This is a genomic window from Cereibacter johrii (genome assembly GCF_001720585.1).
Lineage (GTDB): Bacteria > Pseudomonadota > Alphaproteobacteria > Rhodobacterales > Rhodobacteraceae > Cereibacter_A > Cereibacter_A johrii.
Map to the genome: position 1 here is coordinate 1 of NZ_MABH01000065.1, position 17,296 is coordinate 17,296.

At 71.1% G+C, this 17,296-nt stretch carries 19 protein-coding genes; 14 read left to right on the forward strand and 5 right to left on the reverse strand.

Annotated features, from left to right (window positions below):
- From A9O63_RS04450 to uraH, 3 genes are all read right to left on the reverse strand, one after another.
- Positions 1-233: light-harvesting protein (locus A9O63_RS04450; RefSeq protein WP_141703040.1), on the reverse strand; the 233-nt coding region annotated here is incomplete at its 3' end.
- Between the two features lie 13 nt (positions 234-246).
- Positions 247-402, reverse strand: coding sequence for a light-harvesting antenna LH1, beta subunit (gene pufB / locus A9O63_RS04455; protein ID WP_009562632.1), 156 nt, complete (start codon positions 400-402; stop codon positions 247-249).
- Between the two features lie 243 nt (positions 403-645).
- Complete coding sequence (gene uraH / locus A9O63_RS04460; protein WP_069330845.1) at positions 646-999, reverse strand: hydroxyisourate hydrolase; 354 nt, start codon at positions 997-999, stop codon at positions 646-648.
- Between the two features lie 146 nt (positions 1,000-1,145).
- Here uraH and puuE point away from each other — a divergent pair, with 146 nt between their 5' ends.
- The 3 genes from puuE to A9O63_RS04475 all read left to right on the forward strand — a co-directional run bounded on the left by puuE (position 1,146) and on the right by A9O63_RS04475 (position 4,022).
- A complete protein-coding gene (gene puuE, locus A9O63_RS04465) occupies positions 1,146-2,561 on the forward strand; it encodes an allantoinase PuuE (RefSeq protein WP_069330846.1) in 1,416 nt (471 codons plus the stop codon).
- The gene (locus A9O63_RS04470; protein ID WP_069330847.1) at positions 2,558-3,394 is read left to right on the forward strand and encodes a bifunctional allantoicase/(S)-ureidoglycine aminohydrolase; all 837 of its coding nucleotides are present in this window, start codon (positions 2,558-2,560) and stop codon (positions 3,392-3,394) included. The genes puuE and A9O63_RS04470 overlap by 4 nt, the downstream gene beginning before the upstream one ends.
- Before the next feature lie 136 nt (positions 3,395-3,530).
- Positions 3,531-4,022 carry an ureidoglycolate lyase gene (locus A9O63_RS04475; RefSeq protein ID WP_069330848.1) on the forward strand — a complete coding sequence of 164 codons (492 nt, stop codon included), beginning with the start codon at positions 3,531-3,533 and terminating at the stop codon, positions 4,020-4,022.
- Between the two features lie 119 nt (positions 4,023-4,141).
- Here the strand turns inward: A9O63_RS04475 and A9O63_RS23620 are convergent, their stop codons facing one another.
- Entirely contained in the window at positions 4,142-4,747 is a 606-nt protein-coding gene (locus A9O63_RS23620) for a VOC family protein (protein WP_328585893.1), read from the reverse strand.
- Between the two features lie 21 nt (positions 4,748-4,768).
- Here A9O63_RS23620 and bhcR point away from each other — a divergent pair, with 21 nt between their 5' ends.
- The gene (bhcR, locus tag A9O63_RS04485; protein ID WP_235836929.1) at positions 4,769-5,623 is read left to right on the forward strand and encodes an HTH-type transcriptional regulator BhcR; all 855 of its coding nucleotides are present in this window, start codon (positions 4,769-4,771) and stop codon (positions 5,621-5,623) included.
- Between the two features lie 12 nt (positions 5,624-5,635).
- On the opposite strand, the gene A9O63_RS04490 is transcribed toward bhcR, so the two are convergent.
- A complete protein-coding gene (locus A9O63_RS04490) occupies positions 5,636-6,319 on the reverse strand; it encodes a tellurite resistance TerB family protein (protein ID WP_069330850.1) in 684 nt (227 codons plus the stop codon).
- A 349-nt stretch (positions 6,320-6,668) separates the two neighbouring features.
- Between A9O63_RS04490 and hemP the strand changes: the two genes are divergently transcribed.
- The 10 genes from hemP (at position 6,669) to A9O63_RS04540 (ending at position 17,130) form a co-directional block, all read left to right on the forward strand.
- On the forward strand, positions 6,669-6,830 hold the full coding sequence (gene hemP, locus A9O63_RS04495; protein WP_002722279.1) for a hemin uptake protein HemP: 162 nt from the start codon (positions 6,669-6,671) through the stop codon (positions 6,828-6,830).
- 53 nt (positions 6,831-6,883) lie between these two features.
- Positions 6,884-8,152 carry an imelysin family protein gene (locus A9O63_RS04500; RefSeq protein ID WP_069330851.1) on the forward strand — a complete coding sequence of 423 codons (1,269 nt, stop codon included), beginning with the start codon at positions 6,884-6,886 and terminating at the stop codon, positions 8,150-8,152.
- Positions 8,153-8,233: 81 nt separating this feature from the next.
- Positions 8,234-8,488 carry a (2Fe-2S)-binding protein gene (locus tag A9O63_RS04505; protein ID WP_002722276.1) on the forward strand — a complete coding sequence of 85 codons (255 nt, stop codon included), beginning with the start codon at positions 8,234-8,236 and terminating at the stop codon, positions 8,486-8,488.
- On the forward strand, positions 8,478-8,963 hold the full coding sequence (bfr, locus tag A9O63_RS04510; protein WP_002722275.1) for a bacterioferritin: 486 nt from the start codon (positions 8,478-8,480) through the stop codon (positions 8,961-8,963). The genes A9O63_RS04505 and bfr overlap by 11 nt, the downstream gene beginning before the upstream one ends.
- A gap of 168 nt (positions 8,964-9,131) precedes the next feature.
- Entirely contained in the window at positions 9,132-10,640 is a 1,509-nt protein-coding gene (locus tag A9O63_RS04515; RefSeq protein ID WP_069330852.1) for a di-heme oxidoreductase family protein, read from the forward strand.
- Positions 10,640-11,629: an imelysin family protein gene (locus A9O63_RS04520; protein WP_069330853.1), complete on the forward strand. Its 990-nt coding sequence runs from the start codon at positions 10,640-10,642 to the stop codon at positions 11,627-11,629. The genes A9O63_RS04515 and A9O63_RS04520 overlap by 1 nt, the downstream gene beginning before the upstream one ends.
- 1 nt (position 11,630) lies before the next feature.
- Positions 11,631-12,689 carry a DUF1513 domain-containing protein gene (locus A9O63_RS04525; RefSeq protein WP_069330854.1) on the forward strand — a complete coding sequence of 353 codons (1,059 nt, stop codon included), beginning with the start codon at positions 11,631-11,633 and terminating at the stop codon, positions 12,687-12,689.
- 283 nt (positions 12,690-12,972) lie between these two features.
- On the forward strand, positions 12,973-13,662 hold the full coding sequence (locus A9O63_RS04530; protein ID WP_069330855.1) for an ABC transporter ATP-binding protein: 690 nt from the start codon (positions 12,973-12,975) through the stop codon (positions 13,660-13,662).
- On the forward strand, positions 13,659-16,046 hold the full coding sequence (locus A9O63_RS04535; protein WP_069330856.1) for an FtsX-like permease family protein: 2,388 nt from the start codon (positions 13,659-13,661) through the stop codon (positions 16,044-16,046). Before A9O63_RS04530 ends, A9O63_RS04535 begins: the two co-directional genes overlap by 4 nt.
- Complete coding sequence (locus A9O63_RS04540) at positions 16,036-17,130, forward strand: lipocalin-like domain-containing protein (RefSeq protein ID WP_069330857.1); 1,095 nt, start codon at positions 16,036-16,038, stop codon at positions 17,128-17,130. Before A9O63_RS04535 ends, A9O63_RS04540 begins: the two co-directional genes overlap by 11 nt.
- Positions 17,131-17,296 lie beyond the last annotated feature (166 nt).

The window sequence follows — 17,296 nt, forward strand, 5'->3', positions numbered from 1 at the left end:
GCCGGGGCTGCGGCTTCGGCCGCCGGAGCCGCGGCTTCAACCGGGGCCGCAGCCTCTTCGGCCGGCGCGGCAGCGACCGGCCACGGCTCCGAGCCCTGGTAGTAGTTCGCGATCCACGGGGTCGTCGTCAGCACGGCCCCATGAACCACGAGCGACGCGACGGCGACGGAGCCCAGCAGCAGCGGAACGCCGAGGTTGGGGTTCACCGTCAGCCACATCTTCGAGTTGTTCATCTTTACCTCTCCCTCAGCCGAGCCACGGCGTCGCCGCCGCCGCCAGGAAATGCGCGATCAGGGCCATGCCGCCGAACACGCGCGTGCCCAGGATGAGCTGCTTATGCACCTCTTCCGCTTCGGCGATCGTCAGGCCGCTCGGCCAGACCTTTTTCGGATCATCGGTCACTTGTACTCTCCCGAATGTGCTTCCTCGATGCGTGTAGGGCCTGCACGCTAGGCTTCGAAAACGGCAGATCCCGCTGGCCTGGATGGTTGCCAAATGCCGCCCGGCGCCCTTACCGAATTCTCGACGCTTCGACCCTGTATCGAATCCCTGACATTCGCAATGTCCGCATGACCTGACAGAAGCCTTGAAAGGTGCGACTTATTGCCGGACGCTGCCCGGAAGGGTGCCGCAAGACCACTTTGCTCAGCTTCCGCGGTAGGTGGAGTAGCCGTAGGGCGACAGAAGGAGGGGCACATGATAATGCGCCGCCGCATCCGCGATGCCGAAGCGGATCGGGATCTCGTCCAGAAAGAGCGGCGACGCGGCCCCGAGCCCGCCCGCGCGCAGATAGGCGCCGGCCTCGAAGGTGATCTCATAGGTGCCCGGCACCAGCGCCGCGCCCTCGAGCAGCGGCCGGTCCGTGCGCCCGTCGTCATTCGTCACCGCCGTGCCGATCTCGCTGCGGTTGCCGCCCTCGAGGCGGCAGAGCACGATCCGCACCCCGGCGGCCGGCCGGCCCTGCGCGGTGTCGAGCACATGCGTCGTCAGTCGTCCCATCGCATCCTCCTGTCTGAGGAGGCCAGACTGCCGCCTTTCGGCGCGGGATGCGAGGGCCGCCGCGGCGCCCCGTCCGGAGGGGCTTGCGGGCGCCGCCGCTTCCCGCTTTCCTGCACGGGCCCGCCCGCGGGAAGAAGGAGCCTCCGATGAACCGATATCCCCGAGACATGCGCGGCCACGGGCCCACTCCGCCCGATGCGGCCTGGCCCGGCGGCGCCCGGATCGCGGTCTCGATCGTGCTGAACTACGAGGAGGGCGGCGAGAACTGCCTCCTGCACGGCGATGCGCAGTCGGAAGCCTTCCTGTCCGACATCGCCGGCGCCCAGCCCTGGCCGGGTCAGCGACACTGGAACATGGAATCGATCTACGATTACGGCGCCCGCGCGGGCTTCTGGCGGCTGCACCGGCTCTTCACCGGCCTGAACATCCCGGTGACCGTCTATGGCGTGGCCACCGCGCTGGCCCGTTCGCCCGAGCAGGGGGCGGCGATGAAATCTGCCGGCTGGGAGATCGCCTCGCACGGGCTGAAATGGGTCGAGCATCGCGACATGCCCGAAGAGGAGGAGCGCCGCCAGATCGCCGAGGCGGTCCGGCTGCATACCGAGGTGGTGGGCGAGCGGCCGCGCGGCTGGTACACGGGGCGCTGCTCGGTCAATACGGTGCGGCTCACCGCGGAAGAGGGCGGCTTCGACTGGATCTCGGATACCTATGACGACGACCTGCCCTACTGGCTCGAGACCGGCACGCGCGACCAGCTGGTGATCCCCTATACGCTCGAGGCCAATGACATGCGCTTCGCCACGGCCCCGGGCTACATCGAGGGCGAGCAGTTCTTCACCTATCTGCGCGACAGCTTCGACACGCTCTATGCCGAAGGCTGCGCGGGGCAGGCGAAGATGTTCTCGATCGGCCTCCATTGCCGGCTGATCGGGCGCCCCGGCAAGATCGCGGGGCTGAAGCGGTTTCTGGACTATGCCCGCACCCACGAGCGGGTCTGGTTCCCGCGCCGGGGCGACATCGCCCGCCACTGGCACGAAACCCATCCCCACCGCCGCCGCCCGCGGCCCTCGCGCATGGACCGCGAGAGCTTCGTGGGCCATTTCGGCGGGATCTACGAACATTCGCCCTGGATCGCCGAACGCGCCTTCGAGCTGGAACTGGGCCCCGCCCATGACAGCCCCGCGGGCCTCGCCAATGCACTCGCCCGCATCTTCCGCAGCGCCACGCCCGCGGAACGGCTGGGCGTGCTCAAGGCCCACCCCGATCTCGCAGGCAAGCTCGCGCAGGCGCGGCGGCTGACGGCCTCCTCCTCCTTCGAACAGTCGAGCGCCGGGCTCGACGCGCTCACCGACGCCGAGCGGGCCGAGTTCGCCACCCTCAATGCCGATTATGTGGCCAAGCACGGCTTTCCCTTCATCATTGCCGTGCGCGACCACGACAAGGCGGGCATCCTCGCGGCCTTCGAGACCCGGCTCGCCCACGACAGCGCCACCGAATTCGCCACCGCCTGCCGGCAGGTGGAACGTATCGCCGAACTCCGGCTTCAGGACATGCTGAAATGACCTCCTATCACGCTCCCGTGGGCGGCCTGCCGCCCCAGACCCAGCTCATGACCGGCCGGGCCGTCTTCACCGAGGCCTATGCCTTCATCCCCCGCGGCGTCTTCTCGGACATCGTGACGAGCGCGCTGCCCGGCTGGAGCCAGACGAAGCTCTGGATGATCGCCCGCCCGATGACCGGCTTTTCCGAGACCTTCTCGCAATATGTGATGGAAGTGGCCCCGGGCGGCGGTTCGGACGCGCCCGAGCCCGAGGCCGGGGCGCAGGCGGTGCTCTTCGTCACCCACGGCGAGGTCTGGCTCTCGCTCGACGGGCAGGAGCATGAGCTGGGGCCGGGCGGCTATGCCTATATTCCCGCGGGCTGCCGCTGGCGGCTGCACAATGGCAGCCACGAGCCCGCCCGCTTCCACTGGGTGCGCAAGCTCTACGAGCCGGCGCCCGGCATAAGCCCGCCCGCGGCCTTCGTCACCAACGAGCGCGAGATCGCCCCCGTGGCCATGCCGGAGACGGGCGGCCGCTGGGCCACCACGCGCTTCGTCGATCCCGCCGATCTCGCCCACGACATGCATGTGAACATCGTGACCTTCCAGCCGGGCGGGCTCATCCCCTTCGAGGAGACCCATGTGATGGAACACGGGCTCTTCGTGCTCGAGGGCAAGGCGGTCTACAAGCTCAACCGCGACTGGGTCGAGGTGGAGGCGGGCGACTTCATGTGGCTGCGCGCCTATTGCCCCCAGGCCTGCTATGCGGCGGGCCCCGGCCCCTTCCGCTACCTCCTCTACAAGGATGTGAACCGCCACGCGAAGCTCCGCGGCCCCGGCGCCTTCGGCCGCTGATCCCGGCCCCGGGGCGCCCGCCCCGGCGCCCTTCATTCACTCTGTCCAAATATCCTCGGGGGGAGCCCGGCGCAGCCGGGCCGGGGGGCAGACAGCCCCCCGCCTCCGCGGAGCCCCAGGCCCGACAGGAGGCAAGATGCCCCATCCCCCGATCCGCCCCGAGCCGCTCACCGCCGCAGGCTTCGCCCCGTTCGGCGACCTCATTGCGGCCGAGGGTCCGCCGGACCGGCTCATCAACCAGGGGCTCTGCGGCCGCTGGCACGACCGCGCCCGGCTCGATTTCGGCCCCGCCGGCCGCGCGGGCCTCTCGATCTTCCGGGCCGAGCCGCGCCACCTGCCCTACCGGCTGGAGATGGTCGAACGCCATCCCGAGGGCTCGCAGGCCTTCCTGCCGATGACCGATCATCCGTTCCTCGTCGTCGTGGCGCCCGACGAAGGCGGCCGCCCCGGCACGCCGCGCGCCTTCCGGACCGCGCCCGGACAGGGCATCAACCTCCACCTCGGGACCTGGCACGGCGTGCTGACGCCGCTCGCCGAGCCCGGCCTCTTCGCCGTCCTCGACCGGATCGGCGACAGTCCCAATCTCGAGGAGCACTGGTTCGAGGAGGCCTGGACGATCGAGGACTGATCGCCCCGATCCTTCGAGCCTGCAGCCTGCCTTCCGCGGCGCCCGCGCCCCTTCTTCATGCGTCCCGGACATGAGTAAGGCGCCCGGGATCCGGGCGCCTCGGCCGCTTTCCGCCGCCGTCAGTCGGGCGTGTGGCAGACCGCCTCGATCCGATGGCCGTCCGGGTCGAGCACCAGGGCCGCATAATAGTTCGGGTGATACTCGGGCCGCAGGCCCGGCTCGCGGTCGTTCCGGCCGCCGGCCCTCAGAGCCGCGGCATGGAAGGCGTCGACCGCAGGACGCGAGCGGGCGACGAAGGCCAGATGCGCCTCACGCACCTGGCGGGCGTTGCGGCCGGAGCGGATCTCGTTGATCGAGAAGGCTTCCACCCCGTCGCCCACCCAGTGGACACCGCTGCGCGCGGCACGCCCCGTAGGGATTCCGAGGCGCCCAAGGGCTGCGTCATAGAAGCACCGTGAACGCTCCAGATCTGTCACATGCAAGGAACATTGGTCGATCATCTTGCCTCCCCCCAGATGAGATGAACCGCCAGCTACAACTTCCGACTCCTGTTCCTGTTCCCGAGAGTCGCCCATAAAGTGTAATCCCCGCCCTGCCCTCCGCATAACGCTTTGTTGCATTGCCCGATCGGCATGCAGGAGGCCCCCTCCGCCTGCCCTTCCAGAGGCGCAACCCCCCGCCGGGGCGCTTTCGCCCTTGCCAAGTGCAGCTGCAGCATTTTTCATGCACCGGAACGCTTTTTCCGCATGACGGCAACCGGAGGCGCCCAGATGGTCCAGTCGAGCCCTGCAACCACCCGGCGCGCACGAGGTCGGCCGAAGGCGGCCGAGGACAAGACCGAGCAGAACACCGTCCAGTCGCTCGACCGCGCCCTCGCCATGCTCCGCCTGCTCAGCCAGTCCGAGGGCATGACCCTCTCGGAGCTCGCAGCCGAGAGCGGCGAGGCGGCCGCCACCGTCTACCGGGCGCTGGTCACGCTTCAGGCGCACCAGATGATCGAGATGGAAGAGCAGGGTCAGGTCTGGCACATCGGGAGCGGCGCCTTCCGCGTCGGATCGGCCTTCCTGCGCCGGGCGAAATTCGTGGAGCGCGCGCGCCTGCCGATGGACCGGCTCATGCGCGCCGCGGGCGAGACGGCGGCCCTCGGCGTCGAGGCCGACGGGCGGGTGATGCATCTCGCGCAGGTCGAGACGAGGCAGGCGATCCGCGCCTACTTCCCCGAGGGATCCTCCGCGCCGCTCCATGCCACGGCGGTCGGCAAGGCGCTGCTCGCCTGGTATCCCGAGGAACGGATCGAGACGATCCTCGACCGCGAGGGTCTGGCGAAATTCACCTCGCTCACCATCACCTCCGCCTCCACCCTGATGCGCGACCTCGCGCGGACGCGCGACCGCGGCTATGCGCTGGAGGATCAGGAGGGCGCCGAGGGCATGCGCGCGGTGGCGGCGCCGGTGTTCAACAGCTTCGGCGAGCCGGTGGCGGCCATCACGCTCGCGGGCCCCGCCTTCCGGCTCAGCCTGTCGGACAGCACCCGCCTCGGCACCCTCGTCCGGGAGGCCGCCGACGAAGTGACCGAGGCCACGGGCGGCGTACGCGGCTGAGGCGCGGGCGGCTCAATCGCCGAGCGCCGCGGATCCGGCGGCGGCTGCGCGGCGGTGAAGGTGGGCAATCAGGCCCGCCTCGAGCTTCAGACGCGCGGCCAGATCGGCGAGATAGCTGCCCTCGGCGACGGAGCCATGGCCGGCCGCCAGCAGGGACGCCGCATAGATGCCCGCCGCCTCCTCGGGCGTCCGGGCCAGCCGCGCGATGCGCCCCGCGTCCTGCAGCGCCTCGAGCTCGGCCGCGATCAGGGCCTGCGCGTCGCAGTCGAGATCGAGTTCCCGCAGGCGGCGGTGGATGAAGCGCCGCTCCTCGCGGCAGACGCGCCCTCCGGACTTGGCGGCCGCCACCATCGCCTGCAGGAGCCGCTCGCACAGCCCCTCGGCGGCGGCGCCGTCCGCGTCAAGCCCGAGCGCTCTCCCCTCCCCGCCCGGAGCCCCGGCCATCGCCTCGCGCCCATCCCGCCAGTCGGCCCAGGCACGGCCGGCCACGACACAGGAGAGCGCCACGATGCCGCGGCGCGCCGCGGCACCTTCAACGCAGCAGCGCGAGCGGTCGCCCAGCAGGAATCCCGCGATCAGATCGGCAAGACCGCTGCAGCCGGATCCTTCGGCCGCAGTGCCGGCCAGCCTTGCCGGATGACAGCCTCCGGTCGGGCGCTCCGCCGGTCCACCGCGCAGAAATCCGGTCTCGTCCATCTCCGGCCTCCTCTGCAGACATCTGAGGCCCATATGGGAAGGCGGCCGCGCCCGCGCAATCGGAGGGGCGCCGGGATGTGGCTGGAACAACGACAGCGTCTCCTTGTCGCGTCTGCGCATAAACCGACCGAAAGAATCAGCCTTTACAAGTCCGACTGATTCAGTCACCTTTCCCCTGCATCCAAGCCAGCCCACGAGGGTCAGCCCGGAGTCCTTCAGCCAGATACGGAGGTTCCATGTCTCGACAGCTGCCCGACCCGGGCTTCACCGAACTGCTTCGCCAGGCGCTGGAAGGGTTCCTGCCCTCCGGCTCGCTCGATCTCCTTTTCGACCGGATGGAGCGTCTGGCATGAACGCGATGACCGACCCGATGGAGCTGATCGAGGCGGGGATCCCCGTGCACGACGCGCGCTCCCTGACCGATGGCGGAACCCAGGCCCGGATCCTTCTCGACGGGCAGATCTACTGCCTCCGCATCACCCGCGCCGGCAAATTGATCCTGACGAAATGAAGTCCGGGCGCGGGACGGCGCAGCCGCCCGCCCCCTCCAGACAGAGAGCCGCCATGAAAGCACGCCTTCTCGCCCTCGCCACCGTCGCGCCCTGCGCGCTCCTGCCGCTGCCCGCGCTAGCGGTCGAGCGGTCGGAGGTCGTCGAGACCTATGCCGACATCGCCGAGGCCACCTATGCCGACAGCCTCGCCACGGCGCGGGAGCTGCAGACGGCGGTGAAGGCGCTTGTCGACCAGCCCTCCGAGGCCGCGCTCATGGCTGCGCGCTCCGCCTGGCTTGCGGCGCGCGTGCCTTACCAGCAGTCCGAGGCCTTCCGCTTCGGCAATCCGATCGTGGACGACTGGGAGGGCAAGGTGAACGCCTGGCCGCTCGACGAGGGGCTGATCGACTATGTGGATGCAAGCTACGGCGGCGCCACCGAGGAGAACGACCTCGCGGCGCTGAACGTGATCGCCACGCCGAAATTCACCCTGTCGGGCACCGAGATCGACGCGACCGAGATCACGCCGGAGCTCATCTCGGGCACGCTGCACGAGGCGGACGGGATCGAGGCCAACGTGGCCTCGGGCTATCACGCCATCGAGTTCCTGCTCTGGGGCCAGGATCTGAACGGGACGGAGGCGGGCGCCGGCGACCGGCCCTTCACCGACTATGCGACGGGCGAGGCCTGCACCGGCGGCAACTGCGACCGGCGCGCGGCCTATCTCGTGGCCGCGACCGACCTTCTGGTGAGCGACCTCGACTACATGGCCGCGCAATGGGCCGACGGCGGTGCGGCGCGCGTGGCTGTGACCGAAGATCCCGAGAAGGGCCTTCGGGCGATGCTCACCGGCATGGGCAGCCTCTCCTACGGCGAGCAGGCGGGTGAGCGGATGAAGCTCGGGCTCATGCTGAACGACCCCGAGGAAGAGCACGACTGTTTCTCGGACAATACCCACAACAGCCACTATTACGACGGGCTGGGCATCCGGAACGTCTATCAGGGTCACTATGCCCGCGTCGACGGCAGCACGGTCGAGGGTCCGTCGCTGTCCGATCTGGTGGCCGAGGCGGATCCCGAACTCGACAAGGTGCTGACGGGCCAGCTCGATGCCACGGTGGACCGGCTCGACGCGCTGCGGACGGCGGTCGCGGGCGGCATGGCCTACGACCAGATGCTCGCGCCCGGCAATGCCGAGGGCGAGGCGCTCATCATGGGCGCCGTCGATGCGCTGGTGACGCAGACCGCCTCGATCGAGCGCGCCACCACCGCCCTGGGCCTCACCGGCGTTGCCTTCGAAGGATCGGACAGCCTCGACAACCCGAACGCCGTCTTCCAGTGACCTCGACCTTGCCGGGCCGCAACCTTCCCGAGGGGCGGCCCGGCTAGAACAGGCGGGACGCAACCCCGCCGGGAGAGACCGATGATCGTCTGCCATTGCATGGGCATCACCGACAAGGACATCCGCTCCGCCATCGACTGGATGCGCGCCTCGGATCCCGAGACCATCGTCACTCCCGGCAAGATCTACCGCGCGCTCGGCAAGCGGGCCGATTGCGGCGGCTGCATGCCCCATTTCCTTGACACGATGCGGAAGTGCGACAGTTTTGAGGTGCCAGTGAACCTGCGCGGCCTCCGCCGCGCCACAACCGCGGGAATGAACGGGAATGCAGGGTGACGCAAAGGTCATTGAATATCTGAATGCGGCGCTCCGGTCGGAGCTGACTGCCGTCAGCCAGTACTGGCTGCATTACCGGCTTCAGGAAGACTGGGGCTTCGGCAGCATCGCCCACAAGTCGCGCAAGGAGAGCATCGAGGAGATGCACCATGCCGACAAGCTCATCCAGCGCATCATCTTCCTCGGGGGCCATCCGAACCTGCAGCGGCTCGACCCGCTGCGCATCGGCCAGACCCTGCGCGAGACGCTCGATGCCGACCTTGCCGCCGAGCACGATGCCCGCACCCTCTATATCGAGGCGCGCGACCACTGCGAGAAGGTGCGCGACTATCCCAGCAAGATGCTCTTCGAGGAGCTGATCGCCGACGAGGAAGGCCATATCGACTATCTCGAGACCCAGATCGACCTGATGGGCTCGATCGGCGAGCAGAATTACGGGATGCTCAACGCAAAGCCGGCCGACGAAGCCGAGTGACGCCCGGCGTGGCGGGGCCGGTCCTGGAGATCAGCCGGGATCGGCTTGCCTGACCGGCGCCGGCTTCCCCCTCAGGGAACCGGGCTTCCTGCGGGCGGGCGAGGCCTCTTTTTCCGATTGAAAGACTCGGGGAATGGCGCGAGACAGGCGGGGAAAGGATTCCGCCCCATGTCCCGTTTGCCCGTTCTGCTCAGTCTCCTGGCCTTTCCCGTCGCAGCCGAGCCGCTGGATCCGCCCAACCTGACCGTGGTGCCGCGGACGGCGGCCGAGGCGGCGCGGATCGCGGGTGTCCTCGCAGCGCCCACCGACTTCTCGGCGCCGGAGGCCTTCGAGGCGATGCCCGGCGGCGCTGCGAGCGTGCGGGCGCGGGACACGTCGGATGCCTTCTCGCTCTCTTCGGGCAACATGCCCTTCGAGCGCGAGATGGACTTCAAGCTCGGCAACGGGCTCTTCCGCAAGCTGTGGGTGGCCTCGCCCTCCTCGACGCAGGCGTCCGACGGGCTCGGGCCGCTCTACAATGCGCGCGGCTGCCAGAACTGCCACCTGAAGGACGGGCGCGGCCATGTGCCGGAGGGCCCCGGAGACGAGGCGGTCTCGATGTTCCTGCGGCTCTCGGTGCCGGGCGGACCCACCCCCGAGGGGATCGAGGAATGGATCGCCACCAGCGCCGAGCCCACCTACGGCGGCCAGCTTCAGGATTTCGCGGCCCCCGGCCTCGTGCCCGAGGGCCGGATGCGGATCGACTGGCAGGAGGTGCCGGTCACGCTCGGCGACGGCACGGTGGTGACACTGCGCAAACCCTCCTACTCGGTCGAGGATCTGGGCTACGGGCCGATGGCGGCCGATGCGATGCTCTCGCCCCGCGTCACGCCGCAGATGATCGGTCTGGGACTTCTCGAGGCGATCCCCGCCGCCGACATCCTCGCCCATGCCGATCCGGACGACCGCGACGGCGACGGCATCTCGGGCCGGCCGAGCTTCGTCTGGTCGGCCGAAGCCGATGCGCCGATGCTGGGCCGCTTCGGGCTCAAGGCAGGCGCGCCCACCGTGCTCCAGCAATCGGCCGCGGCCTTCTCGGGCGACATGGGCATCGCCAACACGCTCTTCCCCGAGCCCTGGGGCGAATGCAGCGAGGCGCAGGCCGCCTGCCGCGCGGCGCCGCACGGGATCGAGCCCGGCAAGCGCGACGATCTCGAGATCGACCGCACGGGCCTTGCCCTGACCGCCTTCTACGCCCGCAACCTCGCCGTTCCCGAGCGGCGGCGGGTCGAGGATCCGCAGGTGCTGCGCGGCAAGCAGCTCTTCCACGAGGCGGGCTGCCCCGCCTGCCATGTGCCGAAATTCGTGACCCACCGGCTGAAGGACCAGCCCGAGCAGAGCTTCCAGCTGATCTGGCCCTATACCGACCTTCTCCTGCACGACATGGGCGAGGGGCTGGCCGACGGGCGTCCCGAGGGCCGCGCCACCGGGCGCGAATGGCGCACCGCGCCGCTCTGGGGCATCGGGCTGACCGAACAGGTGAGCGGACATGCGAACTTCCTCCATGACGGTCGCGCCCGCTCCATCCTCGAGGCGGTGCTCTGGCACGGCGGCGAGGCCGAAGCCGCCAGGGCCCGCGTCATGGCCCTGCCCGCCCCCGACCGTGCCGCCCTCGTTGCCTTCGTGGAGGATCTCTGATGCGTCCTGCCCTCTCCGCCCCGCTCTGGGGCCTGCTCGCCCTTCTGGCCGCCGCGCCGCTCCGCGCGGGCGTGCCCGAGGCGGTCAGCGAGGCCATCCTGCCCGGCTATGAAGGCTTCACCGCTGCCACCGCAGCCCTCGACACGGCCGCCCGCGCCGACTGCAGCGCCGAGGCGCTGAAGGCGCCCTGGAACGCGGCCTTCGACGCCTGGATGGCGGTCTCGCATCTGCGCATCGGACCGTCCGAGACCGACGGGCGCGCCCTCGCCATCGCCTTCTGGCCCGACCCGAAGGGCAGCGGCGCCCGCACGCAGGCGCGCCTCCTCGATGCGGCCGACCCGGCCCTCCTTGCGCCCGAGCGGTTCGCCGAGGTCTCGGTTGCGGCCCGCGGCCTCTTCGCGCTCGAGCGGCTGCTCTACGATCCGGCCTTTGCCGGCGACTATGCCTGCGCGCTCACCCGCGCGACGGCGGCGGATCTGGCCCGCATGGCCGCCGATCTCGAGACCGACTGGCGCGAGACCTTCGCGCCGCTCGTGCTGACGGCGGGCAGCGAGGGCAACGACCGCTTCCTGACCGAGGCCGAGGCGCGGCAGGCGCTGTTCACCCAGCTCATGGCGGGGCTCGAATTCACCGCCGACCAGCGGCTCGGCCGCCCGCTCGGCAGTTTCGACCGGCCCCGTCCGGAGCGGGCCGAGGCCCGGCTCTCGGGCCGCAGCCTGCGCAATGTCGAACTCTCGCTCGCAGCCCTCGAACGGCTGGCGCTGGCGCTGGCCCCCGACAGCCCCCGCACCCGCGAGGGCTTCGATCAGGCGCGGTCGCGTGCCGCCAACCTCGACGATCCGCGGTTCGACGGTGTGGCGGACCCCTCGGGGCGGCTCCGGGTGGAGATCCTGCAGCAGCGCCTGCATGCGCTCCGCGACGTGCTCTCGGCCGAGGTCGGCGGCGCGCTGGGCGTGAGCGTGGGCTTCAACGCCGCGGACGGAGACTGAGATGGCCACGCGACGCCACATCCTCGCTGGTCTCGTCGCCTCGGCCCTGCCGCGCCTGAGCTGGGCCGATGCGGGCAGCCCCGCCTTCCTCGCCGCCGCGCGGATGTCCTCGGGCGCCTTCGCGCTGCACGGTCTGACCGAGGCGGGCGCCATGCTCTTTGCGATCCCGCTGCCCGCACGCGGCCATGCCGCCGCCGCCCATCCGACCCGGGCCGAAGCCGTGGCCTTCGCCCGCCGCCCCGGCACCTACGCGCTGGTGATCGGCTGCGCGAGCGGCACGCTGCGCGCCCGCCTGACGCCGCCCGACGGGCGGCAGTTCAACGGCCATGGCGCCTATTCCGCGGACGGAGCCCTTCTCTACACCTCCGAGGTCGTGGCCGAGACCTCCGAGGGCGTGGTCGGCGTCTGGGATACCGCCGGCTGGCATCGGGTGGACGAGTTCCCCTCGGGCGGCATCGGCCCGCACGAGCTGCGCCGCCTGCCCGGCTCGGACGATCTGGTGGTGGCCAACGGCGGCATCCGGACCGATCCGCAGGACCGCAGCAAGCTCAACATCGAGACGATGCGCCCGAACCTCTCCTACCTCTCGCCCGACGGTGCGATTCTGGAACAGGCCGAACTGCCCGAGGAGCTGCGGCAGAACTCGATCCGCCACCTTGCCCTGGCCGAGGACGGGACGGTCGCCTTCGCGATGCAGTGGGAGGGCGATCCGGCCGAGCCCGTGCCGCTGCTGGGCCTGCATCGCCGCGGCGAGGCGCTGCGGCTCTGCCCTCCGCGCGAGGAGGATCTCTTCGCCATGCGCGGCTATGCGGGCTCCATCGCCCGCTCGGAGGGGATGATCGCGCTCACCTCGCCGCGGGGCGGGGTCGTCCAGCTCCATGCCGAGGACGGCGCGCCGCTCGCCACGCTGGCGCGGCCCGATGCCTGTGGCGTGGCCCCGCTGCCGGGCGGCTTCCTCGTGACCGACGGCGGCGGCGCGATCACCCGCCTCACGCCCGAAGGCTTCCGTCCGCTCGAGCGCACCGCAGCCGCCTGGGACAATCACCTCGTGCGGATCTGACAGCCGCGGCGTCCGCGGGAGGACCGCCTCGGGCGACATCACCCGACCACCCCGCCTGCCGGGGCTTGCGCCCCGCGAAGGTCGGCCACGGCGGAGAGACGCAGCTCTCCTGACGCGGCTCCCGCCGAAATGTCGGGAGCGGCCGCCGGACAGGGCCGTCCCCGTCCGGCCTCCCGCAGACGCGGGCGGTGCCTGCACCACCATCTCGTGAGAGCCTGCGCTCTGGCGCCCCCAATCTGCCGTGCTACCTCTGGGCCATCCGGCGGGGGCTGCCGGAAGGAAGGTGTGGACGGTGCGGGTGAAGGATCCTTCGGACAAGCTGCTCTCGCTCGAGGGCGTCAGCAAAAGTTACGCGACCGGCGAGGGGCCGGTGCAGGTTCTGGCAGGGGTGGACCTGACGCTCGCCGCAGGCCAGAGCCTCGCCCTGACGGGAGAATCGGGCAGCGGCAAGAGCACGCTCCTGCATCTGGCGGCGGGGCTCGATGCGGCGGACAGGGGCCGGATCGTCGTGGCGGGCCATGACATCTCGCAGGCCGGCGATGCCGAGCGCGCGCGTCTGCGGCGAGGCACGGTCGGGCTCGTCTTCCAGCAGTTCAACCTGATCCCCTCGCTCGACGTGGCGGCCAACCTTGCCTTTCAGGCCCGCCTTGCCGGGCGGCACGACCCCCGATGGCAGGCCGAGCTGGCCGAGACGCTGGGGCTCGCGGCCTGCCTTCACCGCTACCCCGAGCAGCTCTCGGGCGGCCAGCAGCAGCGCGTGGCCATCGGCCGGACCCTCGCCGCCCGCCCGCGCCTCGTGCTGGCCGACGAGCCCACCGGCAACCTCGACGAGGCCACGGGCGATGCGGTCATGGCGCTCTTCCTGCGGCTTGTGGACCAGACCGGCGCCGGGCTTCTGATGGTCACCCACTCGGCCCGCCTTGCGGCGCGGCTTCAGGGCCGGGTGCAGCTCTCGGCGGGGCGGCTCGCATGAGGGCCGCGCTGGCGGCGCTGCTCTCGCACTGGCGACGGAGCCCGCTGCAGCTTGCCATGCTGCTTCTGGGGCTCGCGCTCGCCACGGCGCTCTGGTCGGGGGTGCAGGCGATCAATGCCGAGGCGCGGGCGAGCTATGCCGAAGCCGCGGCGACGCTCGGGCAGGACCGGCTGAGCCGGATCGCGGCCGACGGGCCCGTCCCGCAGGAGACCTATGTCGCCCTGCGCCGGGCGGGCTGGCGCGTCTCGCCGGTGGTCGAGGAGCGGCTGCGCATCGACGAGCGGCGGAGCCTGCGCCTGATCGGGATCGACCCGCTGACCCTGCCCGCGCCGGCGCAGCAGGTGGAATTCGGCGAGGGCGATGCGCTTTTGCCCTTCCTGACCGCGCCGGGGCTGATCTTCGCCGACCCAGAGACGCTTGCGCGGATGGAGGGCGCGGACCTGCCGCCCCTGCGCGCAGCCGAGGGGCTGCCCCCCGGCATCGGGCTCATGGACATCGGGCAGGCGCAGAGGCTTCTGGGCATGGAGGGACGGATCTCGCATCTCCTCCTCGATCCCGAGGCGCCGCAGCCGGGGCCCCTGCCCGACGGGCTGCGCCTCGTTTCGCCCGACAGCGAGAGCGACGTGGCGCGGCTCACCGACAGTTTTCACCTGAACCTCACGGCCTTCGGGCTTCTGTCCTTCGCCGTGGGCCTCTTCATCGTCCATTCCGCCATCGGGCTCGCCTTCGAGCAGCGCCGCCCGATGTTCCGCACCCTGCGCGCGCTGGGGGTCACGGCGCGGACCCTGATCGGGCTGCTCTTCGCGGAACTCCTGCTCTTCGCGCTGCTTGCGGGCGCGGCCGGCCTCCTGCTCGGCTATCTGGTGGCGGCGCTGCTGCTGCCCGATGTGGCGGCGACGCTGCGCGGCCTCTACGGCGCCGAGGTGCCGGGCACGCTCGCCTTCCGCCCGGGATGGGCCGCGGCCGGGCTCGGGATCGCGCTTCTGGGCACCCTCGTCTCCTCGGCCCAGAGCCTCTGGCGCGTGGCCCATCTGCCGCTTCTGGCCCCCGCCCAGCCCCGCGCCTGGGCCGTGGCCTCCGAGCGCGCGCTCTGGCGGCAGGCCATGGCGGCGGTGGGCCTCCTGATCCTCGCGGGCGCCCTCCTGCTCTGGGGCCGGGGGATCGTCGCGGCCTTCGTGCTGCTCGCGGCGCTGCTTCTCGGCGCGGCGCTCCTGTTGCCCGTGCTGCTCGCGGCGCTCCTGCGGGGCGCGCAGGGGCTGGCGCGCGGACCCATCGCGCAGTGGTTCTGGGCCGACACGCGCCAGCAGCTGCCCGGCCTCTCGCTTGCGCTGATGGCGCTCCTTCTCGCGCTTGCGGCCAATATCGGCGTGGGCACCATGGTCTCGAGCTTCCGGCTGACCTTCACCGGATGGCTCGACCAGCGCCTCGCCTTCGAACTCTATCTCAGCGCCCCCGATCAGGAGACCGCAGACCGGGTCGTGCGCTGGCTCGAGCCGCGGGCCGAGGCGGTGCTGCCCATCGTGCGCGCAGAGACCGAAGTCCGGGGCCAGCCCGCCCAGCTTTACGGCATGGCGGACCATCCGACCTATCGCGAGAACTGGCCCCTGCTGGCCGAGGCGCCGGGCGTGTGGGACCTGCTGGCGGGCGGCGGCTGGGCGCTCGTCAACGAGCAGCTCGCCCGGCGCGAGGGGCTGGAGCCGGGCGATCCGATCCGCCTGCCGGGCTGGGAGGGGCGGATCGCGGCCGTCTACAGCGATTACGGCAACCCCTCGGCGCAGGTGATCCTGGGTCTCGACCGTTTCTTCGCGCTCCATCCCGACGCCGAGCGGCGGCGCTACGGCATCCGCGTGGCCCCCGACCGCGCCGCCGCGCTCGCCGAGGAGATGCGCGCGGCCTTCGATCTGGGCGACGAGGGGCTGATCGATCAGGCAAGCCTCAAGGGCTTCTCGCTGCAGGTCTTCGAGCGCACCTTCGCCGTGACGGCCGCGCTCAATGTGCTGACGCTGGGGGTGGCGGGGCTCGCCATGTTCGCAAGCCTCATGGTGCTGTCGGGGATGCGGCTGCCGCAGCTCGCCCCCGTCTGGGCCATGGGGCTGACCAAGGCGCGGCTGGCCCGGCTCGAGATGCTCCGCACGCTCCTTCTGGCGGCGGGAACGATGGCCGCCGCCCTGCCGCTCGGGCTGGCGCTCGCCTGGGTGCTGCTGGCCGTGGTCAATGTGCAGGCCTTCGGCTGGCGGCTGCCCATGCATGTCTTCCCGCTCGACTGGCTCACGCTCGGCGCGCTGGCCCTCGTCGCCGCGGCGCTCGCCGCTACGGTGCCGGTGCGGCGCCTGGCCCGGCTGCGGCCCGCCGACCTCCTGAGGGTCTTTGCCAATGAACGCTGAGAGGCTTTCCCCCTTCCGCTTCGCCCGTCGCATCGCGGCGGCGATCCTTCTCGCGACACTCGGCCAGGCCGCACCCGCAGAGGCACAGGGCTTTGCCGGCCTCGGCGCCACCGCCGAGGGCTTTGCCACGCCGCAGCAGGGCCAGCCGCTCGTCTTCCCGCGCGATCACGGGCCCCATCCCGACTACCGCATCGAATGGTGGTATCTGACCTCGGTCCTGACCGGCGAGGACGGGCGCGACTACGGCATCCAGTGGACGCTGTTCCGCTCGGCGCTGGCTCCGCACGAGGGGGCGGGCTGGGAGAGCCCGCAGCTCTGGCTCGGCCATGCGGCCCTGACCACGCCCGAACGGCATCTCGTGGCCGAGCGCTACGGGCGCGGCGGGATCGGGCAGGCGGGCGTCACCGCCCGGCCCTTCGAGGCCTGGATCGACGACTGGCACATGACCGGCAGCGCCTCTCCCGGCGCGGATGCGCTGTCGACCCTCACGCTTGCCGCCTCGGGGGCAGGCTTTTCCTACGATCTGCGGCTCGAGGCCGAGGGTCCGCTCGTCGCACAGGGCGCGAACGGCTATTCGGTGAAATCGGCCGCAGGACAGGCGAGCTGGTATTATTCCCAGCCCTTCTACCGGGTCGAGGGCCGGATCGAGGTGGAGGGGAAGAGGATCGCCGTCACCGGCGAGGCCTGGCTCGACCGCGAATGGTCCTCGCAGCCCCTCGCCGAGGACCAGACCGGCTGGGACTGGTTCTCGCTCATGTTCGACGACGGGGCCCGGCTGATGGGCTTCCGCCTCCGCGACGGCGGAGAGGGCTACACCAGCGCCACCTGGATCTCGCCCGACGGCCGGGCCGAGCCGATGCCGCCCGGCGCGCTCCATGTGACGCCGGGGCGCGAGGCCGAGGTGGCGGGGCGGAAGATCCCGGTGGAATGGCGGGGGAAGCTGCCCGCGAAAGGGGTCGATGTCACGGGGGGGGGCCTGAACGACAGGGCCTGGATGGAGACGTCCGTGCCCTATTGGGAGGGGCCCATCGCGATCCGGGGCAGCCATGCCGGGAGGGGCTATCTCGAGATGACCGGCTATTGAAAGGCGACCGACCGTGCCGCTGCACCGCAGGCCCGTTTGCCGGTCACGGCCGCCCGCCTGCGGCCTTTGTCGGCCGAGCGGCCTTGCCGCATCGGGCCCGGCGCTCCGGCACGGGCTTCCTGTCCCCCCTCGGGCCGCGGCCTGCCGAGGCGCTGTGCGCCATCCG